The following is an 8,817-nucleotide window of genomic DNA, read 5'->3' as shown; positions in this document are numbered from 1 at the left end:
TCTAACTCGCGACACTAGTTGCCTATGCCGGAAGAAAGCTTGCGATATTCATCGCTGCCCACTACGCTGACGCTATTTTCTGGCGCTTTGCCGGCTTCGGATGGCAGAACATGGCTCAAATTGAGATAGATGCAATCGACCGACGGATTCTCGCCATCCTTCAGGAGAATGGGCGGCTATCGAATCAGGAGATCGCCGATCGGGTGAATCTGTCGCCGAGTCCGTGTCTGCGGCGTATTCGCCGGCTGGAGGAGATTGGCGTGATCCGTGGATATGTTGCGCTTCTGGATGCGCAGATGCTCGGGCTGGACCTGCTCGCCTACGTCAACGTGCGACTGGAAAAGCGCGGTGGTCCCGTGCTCAGCGCACGCGCCGACGGCACGCCAGGGCGCGCGGGCGCGACGCATTCTGAACTGTTCCGGGCGGCGGTGCAAGGCTGGCCGGAAGTGGTCGCCTGCCATGCGATGACGGGCGACATGGACTATCTGCCGCGCGTTCAGGTACGCGATATGGGGCATTTCTCGCGATTCGTGCAGGACCAGTTGCTGCGGCATCCGTCGGTGATCGACGTGAAGTCGAGCTTCTCGCTGGAGAAGTTCAAGGAGACCACCGCGCTGCCGCTTTGAACGGCGGCACGCGCAAACATGCTCAAGCACGCGCAAACAAAAAGGGCGGCTCGTTGAAGAGCCGCCCTTTGAGGATTTCCTTGTTCGCGATGCTTACGCGGCGATCGCGGTCGGGATAAACGATTCGATGAGCTTCGACGTGTTGCGCGCCTGGCGCTTGAGCACGTAGTCGAAGACGGCCGCCTGTTCCTGAAGCATTTCCGCGATGATGCTGTTCTGATCGGCCGGCGCGAGCGTCAGATACGCGTCTGCTTCGCCGTACGCGTATTCGATCTTCATGCCGGCTTTCTTGGCGATGTGCATCATCGTCGTGTTGCGCGACAGGCAGTGGATGTACAGCGTCGTGACCTGCGTGTTGCGGCTGCGGATAGCGGCGCGCTCGAAGAGCTTGGTGCCGATGCCTTGACCGCGCACGCTCTCCGACACCGATACGCCGAATTCAGCGGTGCGCGTGTCGCCCTCGGCGGGCAGATAGGCCAGATGGCCGACGCCGACCAGTCGCAGATGGCAGTCGAACACGCCAAATACCGTGTCGCGGCCGAAATCCAGCGTGCGGACGTAGTTCTCGATCACGTGGTCCGGCGTGACCTGGCCGAAGCGCAACAGACGATCTTCTTCGCCCAGTTCGAGGAAGTGGGCGAGCAGGCGCTTGCGGTCTTTCTCGCCGAGTTCCCGGACCAGAACAGGCGCGCGGCCGGCGACGGTCATCAAGCGATCGACGACGATCGGCTCGGTGGCGCGGACAGTTTGCTTATTCATGGTGGGTTCTCCTTTAGCTAGGCGGCATGATGCGCCGCAATAAGTATTCTAATGGAAAACCCGAGGTAGACCTAGGGAAAACCCGGAATTGAGTCGAGCACGCAGTCTAAAATCGCATGCTTGATTTGTATAATAGATTGATTTTTAAGGAAAATTTATAGAGTGGGCGTGCGGTTGCACTGCGTCGCCTTGTCGCAACGAAGGCGCGCATATTGCTGCGTCGCGACATCGTTTTGTCATCGTCAAGGTGGTGCGCGGGGCAGGGCGGGCGCGCGCCCCGGAGCTCTGGATGCTGGCTTCGTGAAGGTAACGATCGCGCGTCAGTTTCGATCCGCGTCGGCGGCCTTCGATGCCAGCAGCCCGTGATCCACCATGTCGACGACCTGCTCGGCGAACTCACGGTAGCCCATCCGGCCGCCCGGCTTCAGCCAGGTGAAAGTCCAGTTGATCATCCCGAAGACCATCATCGTGAGCGCGGTCTGGTTTTCGCGGGTGACGCGTTCTGGATACGCGCGCGCCAGCTGCCGTGCGAATGCGGCGACCACGTCTCGCTGGCGGTTCAGGATGATTTCGCGCTGCGATTCGACCAGATATTTGACGTCGTTCAGCAGCGCGACGTGCCGGCTGTGTGACGTCTCGTACTCGGAGAGGAAGGCGCGGATCAGTTCGGCGAACGCATCGCGCTCGGTGAGTCCACGCCGCTGGCTCGCGCCCTCGACCTCGGCGATGATCAGCATCAGCCGCTTCGTGTAGCGGTCGAGCAGGTCGAAGAGAATCGCTTCCTTGCTCTCGTAGTAGTGGTAGAGGCGCGCTTTCGATGTGCCGCTCGCCGCGGCGAGGTCGGCCATCGACGTGCTCGGATAGCTCGTTTGGGCGAATTTCGCAGCGGCCAGTTCGAGGATCTGGTCGCGCTGGCTCTCGTGATCTGGGGCTCGTGTACGGGCCATGGTTGTTCTGGTTTATCTCAAGCAGGGAAAATGGTGTCGCACGCGACATTCATTTCGAGTGATCGCCAGGCGTTCGGGTCGCCGCGTAGCTGCAACTGGCCGGCAGCGGCGAGCTCGCGCACACGCCAGAGCACGATGCCGTCGCTGACCAGCAGGCCGTTGTTTGACGTCATCGCGGCAGCGGCGACGCGCCCGGCGGGTTGCCACCCTTCGGCGGCGTGTTCGAGGATCGACGCGTCTAGTTCGGCGAACGTGCCGCTCGAAAAGGTGTTGTCGTGCCAGCGGCGCAGTTCCGCGTTGGCCTGCTTTACCTCCTGCCATTCGAGCGCGAGACGCCCGATGCGCAGCACCGAAATCGGCGCGGCCGTGGCGAGCCGCTGTTGCAGCACGGCCGGAACGAACATGCCGACGGACGTCGCCCGATCGGCGCGGCGTTGCGCGGCGCTGTCGCCCGTCAGATCGTCGAAGCAGACGCGCACTTCGTTCAGCCGTTGCGGCATCTCGCGCAGATGGAAACATACGCGGCGCAGCGTCAGCTGATCGGCGCAGCTTCGGCCATGCCATACGACGACGTGCGTTGTCCCGCCGACCAGCGCTTCCAGTTCGCTCGCCTGTGCGTCGAATTCGGCCGGGAAATTGCGTGTGATGTCGCCGGTGACGCGTTGCCAGAAGTCGGCGCGCAGATGATGCGTTTCATCGATGCCGCGCAACGGACCGACAGCCAGGTCGTCGCGCCGTGCGAGCACGGCGTCGGCGCGGCCCGCGTGGCTGAGCGCTTGACGCAGGGAGTCGGCGGCAACGTCGCCGTTGGTAATGTGGATCGTGCTCATCGTGATTGACGGGGCGGATTAGTCACCGCTCGATTGCAGTTCAGGCGAGCTTCGCCCGGACAACGGAAAAAGGCCGCTCGTCGGGGAAAGTGACTTTCCTATGACGAGCGGCCCCTAGTGTAAGCGGATCGCGGACGTGCCGAAAGCGACTGGCGCGCACACACGACTGGCGTCACGCACACCATATGCGGCGCGTGCACGGCAGGCGCGCCGTGCTTCGCGCAACCGTCAGCGTTCGTCGTAGCTGACCACGACCTTCTCGCTGATGGGATGGCACTGGCAGGTGAGCACGAAGCCGTCGCGGATCTCCTGTTCCTCCAGCGTGTAGTTCTTCTCCATCTTCACTTCGCCTTCCAGCACCTTCGCGCGGCAGGTGCAGCAGACGCCGCCCTTGCACGCGTACGGCAGCGCCAGCCCGGCTCGCAAGCCCACGTCGAGCACGCTCAAGCCCTGATACGGCAGACGCAGCTTGCGCTTCTTGCCGTCAAGGACGATCTCGAGGTCGGCCGTCGGCGTGTCGTCGGTGATTTCGGTGGCGGGCACGCCCGCTTGCGGCAGCGGCGTCCCGAAACGCTCGACGTGCACCTTCTCCTGTGGAACGCCCGCTGCCTTCAGAGCGGCTTCGGCGGCGTCCATCATTGGCGCGGGACCGCAGATGAACGCTTCGTCGATCGTGTCCGTCGGCACCAGCGTCTCGAGGAACGACGCGCATTTCTGCTGATCGAGGACGCCGTTGAACAGCTCGACATCCTGGATGTCATCGGACAGCACGTGATACAGCGCGAAGCGGTTCATGAACCGGTTCTTCAGATCTTCGAGTTCCTCGGCGAACATGATCTGGTCGATGCTGCGGTTGCCGTAGATCAGCGTGAACGTGCTGCGCGGCTCGATCTCCAGCGTCGTCTTGATGATCGCTAGCACGGGCGTGATGCCCGAGCCGCCCGAGAACGCGACGTACTGCTTGCCGTGGTCTGCGTTCAGGTGCGTGAAGAAGCGGCCGTCTGGCGTCATCACGTCGATGGTGTGGCCGGGTTGCAGCGTGTCGAACGCGAAGTTCGAGAAGCGGCCGCCGCGCACGCGCTTGATGCCGATGCGCAACTCGCCGTCGCGATCGTAATCGGTGACGCCGACGCAGATCGAGTACGAGCGGCGCGTCTCTTCGCCGTCGATGTGCGTCTTGAGCGTGACGAACTGGCCTTGCGTGAAGCGATACTGCTCGCGCAGTTCGACGGGGACTTCGAAGGCGACGGAGACCGCGTCGGCGGTTTCAGGCCGCACTTCCCGGATGCGCAGCGGATGAAATTGCGGAGTGGCCATATCAGTAGGGTTTGAAATAGTCGAAGGGTTCGCGGCAGTCGACGCAGCGATACAGCGCCTTGCATGCCGTCGAGCCGAATTGCGCGAGGCGTTCGGTGTGCTTCGAGCCGCAGCGCGGACAAGCGGGCGCGGGCAGCGAACGCGGGACAAAGCGGATCACTTTCTCTTTTGCGCTCGCGCCCATATTGGTGCTGGGCTCGGCGCCGCCGCAGTTGCCTGTCGGCGGCGCGATGCCGTAGGCGCGCAGTTTTTCGCGGGCGTCGTCGGTGATCCAGTCGGTTGTCCACGCGGGCGCGAGCGCGGTTTGCACGCGGTACGGCGCGAGGTCTGCGGTGTCGAGCGCATGGCCGATGTCTTCCGCGATCTGCGACATCGCCGGGCAGCCCGAGTAAGTCGGCGTGATGACGACTTCGAGCGCGCCATCAGCAGCGCGGCGCACATCGCGCAGAATGCCCAGTTCGCGGATCGACACGACAGGAATTTCCGGATCGGGCACCGCTTCGAGCACGGCCCACGCCTCGTCGAGCGCGCGATCCGTTGCAACGGCTGCTGTTCGGGCGGTCGAAGTCATCGTCTCACTCACCTTTGGATTACCAGCTTGCGCCCGGATGCTGGCGCGCGAGGCTTTGCATTTCCGCGAGCAGGAAGCCCATGTGCTCCGAGTGCTCGCCATGCTTGCCCGTCGTGATGTGCTTGACGGGTTCCGGCAGCGTGAGTGTCGCTTCGTCGAGCGCGGCCCGCACGTCTTCGAGCCACAGTGCTTCCAGTTCGGCCGTCTTCGGGCCGATGCCGGCGGCGGCGATTGCGTCTTCCGTGGTGTCGGCGCTGAAGAATTCGCGCGTGTACGGAATCAGGTAATCGAGCGCAGCCTGCGCGCGCCGATGCGATTCGTCCGTGCCGTCGCCGAAACGCACGAGCCATTCGCGCGCATGGTGCACGTGGTACTGCGTCTCCTTGATCGACTTCGCGGCGATCGCGGCGAGTTGCTCGTCCGACGAGCCCGTCAGCGCCGACCACACGTGCAGCATCAGCGACGAGTACAGGAAGTTGCGCACGATCGTGACCGCGTAGTCCTTGTCCGCGTGCGCCGTGCCCGAGAGCGGACCGACGTGCGGCAGTTCGGCGAGCGTGTAGTTCGCGAACTCGCGCTCGGCGCGGAAGAACGCGAAGTCGTCTTCCGTACGGCTTTTGCCCGTGAGCGTCTTTTCCAGTTCGGCGGCGTGCGTGTACAGCAGACGCGCCTGACCGATCAGGTCGAGGCTCATGTTCGACAGCGCGATGTCTTCTTCGAGAATCGGGCCGTGGCCGCACCATTCCGTGTTGCGCTGACCGAGGATCAGCGCCGTATCGGCGAGGCGCAGCACGTAGGCGAGGTGTTGGGGTGTGATATCCATGACGCGCGCTTACATGTGGTTGACTTCGTCGGGCAGCTGGTAGAACGTCGGATGGCGATAGATCTTGTCGCCAGCCGGTTCGAACAGTTCGGCCTTGTCGTCAGGCGCCGATGCCGTGATCGCCGACGACGGCACCACCCAGATGCTCACGCCTTCCTGGCGGCGCGTGTAGACGTCGCGCGCCATGCGCAGCGCCATCGCCGCGTCGGCCGCGTGCAGGCTGCCGCAATGCTTGTGGTCGAGTCCCTGCTTGCTGCGCACGAAGACTTCCCAGATCGGCCATTCCTTGTTCATCGCTATCTCCTTCTCCTGTCCTTCCAGATTCGGGGGCGCCGCTCAGGCGGCGTGTTGCTGCGCGCGCTGGCGCTGTTTTTCGGCGTGGGCGAGGGCGGCTTCGCGCACCCAGGCACCGTCGTCATGCGCCTTCACGCGCGTGGCGAGACGTTCCCGGTTGCACGGGCCGTCGCCGTTGACGACGCGCCAGAATTCTTCCCAGTCGATGTCGCCGTAGTCGTAGTGGCCGCGTTCCTCGTTCCACTTCAGCTTCGGATCAGGCAGCGTGACGCCCAGCACCTTGGCCTGCTCGACGGTCGCGTCGACGAATTTCTGGCGCAGATCGTCGTTCGTGATGCGCTTGATGCCCCACTTCGCCGACTGATTGCTGTGGATGGAATCCTTGTCGCTCGGGCCGAACATCATCAGCACGGGCCACCACCAGCGGTTGACCGCCTGCTGGACGAGTTCGCGCTGCGCATCGGTGCCCTTCATCATCGCGAGCAGCGCGTCGAAGCCCTGGCGCTGATGGAACGACTCTTCCTTGCAGATGCGGATCATCGCGCGTGCGTACGGACCGTACGTGCAGCGGCACAGCGGAATCTGGTTCATGATCGCCGCGCCGTCGACCAGCCAGCCGATCACGCCGACGTCTGCCCAGGTCGGCGTCGGGTAATTGAAGATGCTCGAATACTTAGCCTTGCCCGAATGCAGCGCGTCGATCATCTGGTCGCGCGACACGCCGAGCGTTTCGGCTGCGCTATACAGATAGAGGCCGTGGCCGCCTTCGTCCTGCACCTTGGCCAGCAGGATCGCCTTGCGCTTGAGGCTCGGCGCGCGCGTGATCCAGTTTCCTTCCGGCAGCATGCCGACGATTTCCGAATGCGCGTGCTGCGAGATCTGGCGAACCAGCGTCTTGCGGTACGCGTCGGGCATCCAGTCCTGCGGCTCGATCTTGCCGTCGGCGGCCATCACTTCATCGAAGCGGGTCTGTTCGGAAGAGCCGTTGGCCGCGTCGAGCGGGGCGACGTTGCCAGGAATGTCGAGGGATTGCGTGTACATGTCGAACGCTCTCGTCCTAGTGGTGTGTGTTCGGCAGTATAAACCAACCGTCCGGTCGGTTAATCAATTTTTTGAGATGGTTTGGTAGGGGTTTGCACTATGCGATCGTGCACAATGGACGGCTTGCGTCCTTAACCCGCTTCCCAACAATCAATCGAAATGATCGCTCGTCCTCTCACCGTTCTCTGCGGCGCCGTTCTTTCTTCGCTCGTGTTCGCCTCGGCGCCCGTCTTCGCGGCCGGCGCGCAGACGCCATGGGTCACGGTCTGGGCCACGGCGCTCCAGCCGATCCCGCAAATGCCCGATCCGCCCGCGCTCTACCGGACGCCAGACGTCGCGGGACGCACGGTTCGGCAGATCGTGTATCCGACGCTGTCGGGCGAGGTGGCGCGCATCCACATCAGCAACGCGTATGGGAAAACGCCGCTCGTCATCGAGGATCTGCGGATCGCGCGGTCGGGTATCGGGGCCGGTGCAGCCATACAGAGCGGCACGGACACGCGGGTGACGTTCGGCGGAAAAGCGGTGGTGAGCGTGCCCGCCGGCGGGGAGATCGACAGCGATCCCGTGCGAATCGGCATTTCCGCCGGCGTCCCGTATGCCGTCAGCAGTTATATGGGGCGCGAGCAGCGGATGGTCGCGTGGCATCGGGTTTCGAATCAGCTCAACTATGTGTCGATGCCCGGCAACCATGCGGCCGATGCAGCCACCGACGCTTATCGCCAGCGATTTACCCAGTTCGCATGGGTGACGGGGTTACAGGTCGAGGCGCCTTCGTCGTCGGCCATCGCGGCAATCGGCGACTCGATCACGGATGGGATGCGCTCGAGCCTGAATCAGAATCGTCGCTGGCCTGACGCGTTCGCGCGCCGGGTAGTTCAGAGCGGCGACAAGGCGACGGCGGTCGTCAATCTTGGGATCAGCGGAAACCGGCTGCTGAGCGACTCGCCTTGCTATGGGGACGCGCTCTCGACGCGTTTTGGCCGTGACGTTCTGGCCCAGCCTGGCGTGAAGGCCGTGATCCTGCTGATCGGCGTCAACGACATCAACTTTGCCGCGATGCCGGCACGCGCTGGACTCGATTGCGACTTTCCGCATACGGTCGTTACATCGGAGAGTCTGATTGCAGGCTACAAGCAGCTCATTGCGGCGGCGCACGCGCGAAGCATGCGCATTTTCGGGGCCACATTGACGCCGGCGGATTTGCCGCCGCAGCGCGAGGCGATCCGTTCGGCGGTCAATCAATGGATCCGGACGAGCCGGGCGTTCGACGGGGTGGTGGATTTCGATGCCGCGCTGCGTAATCCAGCCGAACCGACGCGCCTCCAGCGTTCGTTCGACAGCGGCGATCATATCCATCCCAGTGATGCGGGTTATGCGGCGATGGCCACTGCGATCCCACTGCCGGCGGTGCTGGGCGCGCTCCAAAAGTGAATTGTTAAAAAACTTCCGCCACGCTCTTGTCATTGGGCCGTGGATGGCCTAAGATTCGCGTCCTTCGTTGGGGCGCGCCGTTTGCGGCGCAACGCAGCGGAGGCCGCGACAGAAACGGCGCGGTGATGGGACCGGCAGGGTTTTAAGCGATGATGCAAAAAACCTGTTGACGGAA

At 63.4% G+C, this 8,817-nt stretch carries 10 protein-coding genes; 2 read left to right on the top strand and 8 right to left on the bottom strand.

Going from position 1 to position 8,817, the window contains the following annotated elements; genetic code table 11:
- Positions 1-110 precede the first annotated feature (110 nt).
- Complete coding sequence (locus BN2476_RS42125; RefSeq protein ID WP_087740065.1) at positions 111-626, top strand: Lrp/AsnC family transcriptional regulator; 516 nt, start codon at positions 111-113, stop codon at positions 624-626.
- Between the two features lie 93 nt (positions 627-719).
- On the opposite strand, the gene BN2476_RS42120 is transcribed toward BN2476_RS42125, so the two are convergent.
- The 8 genes from BN2476_RS42120 to paaA form a co-directional block, all read right to left on the bottom strand.
- The gene (locus BN2476_RS42120; protein WP_087740064.1) at positions 720-1,385 is read right to left on the bottom strand and encodes a GNAT family N-acetyltransferase; all 666 of its coding nucleotides are present in this window, start codon (positions 1,383-1,385) and stop codon (positions 720-722) included.
- A 320-nt stretch (positions 1,386-1,705) separates the two neighbouring features.
- Positions 1,706-2,332, bottom strand: coding sequence for a TetR/AcrR family transcriptional regulator (locus tag BN2476_RS42115; protein ID WP_087740063.1), 627 nt, complete (start codon positions 2,330-2,332; stop codon positions 1,706-1,708).
- 17 nt (positions 2,333-2,349) lie between these two features.
- Positions 2,350-3,162: a DUF1835 domain-containing protein gene (locus tag BN2476_RS42110; protein ID WP_087740062.1), complete on the bottom strand. Its 813-nt coding sequence runs from the start codon at positions 3,160-3,162 to the stop codon at positions 2,350-2,352.
- A 228-nt stretch (positions 3,163-3,390) separates the two neighbouring features.
- Positions 3,391-4,479: a 1,2-phenylacetyl-CoA epoxidase subunit PaaE gene (paaE, locus tag BN2476_RS42105; RefSeq protein ID WP_087740061.1), complete on the bottom strand. Its 1,089-nt coding sequence runs from the start codon at positions 4,477-4,479 to the stop codon at positions 3,391-3,393.
- Between the two features lies 1 nt (position 4,480).
- On the bottom strand, positions 4,481-5,050 hold the full coding sequence (gene paaD, locus BN2476_RS42100; RefSeq protein WP_087740060.1) for a 1,2-phenylacetyl-CoA epoxidase subunit PaaD: 570 nt from the start codon (positions 5,048-5,050) through the stop codon (positions 4,481-4,483).
- Positions 5,051-5,069: 19 nt separating this feature from the next.
- Complete coding sequence (gene paaC, locus BN2476_RS42095) at positions 5,070-5,873, bottom strand: 1,2-phenylacetyl-CoA epoxidase subunit PaaC (protein ID WP_087740059.1); 804 nt, start codon at positions 5,871-5,873, stop codon at positions 5,070-5,072.
- Positions 5,874-5,882: 9 nt separating this feature from the next.
- Complete coding sequence (paaB, locus tag BN2476_RS42090) at positions 5,883-6,167, bottom strand: 1,2-phenylacetyl-CoA epoxidase subunit PaaB (RefSeq protein ID WP_087740058.1); 285 nt, start codon at positions 6,165-6,167, stop codon at positions 5,883-5,885.
- A 42-nt stretch (positions 6,168-6,209) separates the two neighbouring features.
- The gene (gene paaA, locus BN2476_RS42085) at positions 6,210-7,208 is read right to left on the bottom strand and encodes a 1,2-phenylacetyl-CoA epoxidase subunit PaaA (protein WP_087740057.1); all 999 of its coding nucleotides are present in this window, start codon (positions 7,206-7,208) and stop codon (positions 6,210-6,212) included.
- 159 nt (positions 7,209-7,367) lie between these two features.
- On the opposite strand from paaA, the gene BN2476_RS42080 reads away from it, so the two are divergent.
- On the top strand, positions 7,368-8,642 hold the full coding sequence (locus BN2476_RS42080) for an SGNH/GDSL hydrolase family protein (protein ID WP_087740056.1): 1,275 nt from the start codon (positions 7,368-7,370) through the stop codon (positions 8,640-8,642).
- The last annotated feature ends 175 nt before the right edge of the window (positions 8,643-8,817 follow it).

Origin of the sequence: Paraburkholderia piptadeniae, assembly GCF_900007165.1 — a bacterium.
Lineage (GTDB): Bacteria > Pseudomonadota > Gammaproteobacteria > Burkholderiales > Burkholderiaceae > Paraburkholderia > Paraburkholderia piptadeniae.
The sequence above is the reverse complement of the archived record's forward strand: the minus strand, read 5'-3'. Positions and strand labels throughout refer to the sequence as shown.

What these genes read in the sequence shown, in the direction of transcription:
- BN2476_RS42125 (WP_087740065.1), top strand. Translation starts at nt 111, where the DNA reads ATGGCTCAAATTGAGATAGATGCAATCGACCGACGGATTCTCGCCATC.
- BN2476_RS42120 (WP_087740064.1), bottom strand. Translation starts at nt 1,385, where the DNA reads ATGAATAAGCAAACTGTCCGCGCCACCGAGCCGATCGTCGTCGATCGC.
- BN2476_RS42115 (WP_087740063.1), bottom strand. Translation starts at nt 2,332, where the DNA reads ATGGCCCGTACACGAGCCCCAGATCACGAGAGCCAGCGCGACCAGATC.
- BN2476_RS42110 (WP_087740062.1), bottom strand. Translation starts at nt 3,162, where the DNA reads ATGAGCACGATCCACATTACCAACGGCGACGTTGCCGCCGACTCCCTG.
- paaE (WP_087740061.1), bottom strand. Translation starts at nt 4,479, where the DNA reads ATGGCCACTCCGCAATTTCATCCGCTGCGCATCCGGGAAGTGCGGCCT.
- paaD (WP_087740060.1), bottom strand. Translation starts at nt 5,050, where the DNA reads ATGACTTCGACCGCCCGAACAGCAGCCGTTGCAACGGATCGCGCGCTC.
- paaC (WP_087740059.1), bottom strand. Translation starts at nt 5,873, where the DNA reads ATGGATATCACACCCCAACACCTCGCCTACGTGCTGCGCCTCGCCGAT.
- paaB (WP_087740058.1), bottom strand. Translation starts at nt 6,167, where the DNA reads ATGAACAAGGAATGGCCGATCTGGGAAGTCTTCGTGCGCAGCAAGCAG.
- paaA (WP_087740057.1), bottom strand. Translation starts at nt 7,208, where the DNA reads ATGTACACGCAATCCCTCGACATTCCTGGCAACGTCGCCCCGCTCGAC.
- BN2476_RS42080 (WP_087740056.1), top strand. Translation starts at nt 7,368, where the DNA reads ATGATCGCTCGTCCTCTCACCGTTCTCTGCGGCGCCGTTCTTTCTTCG.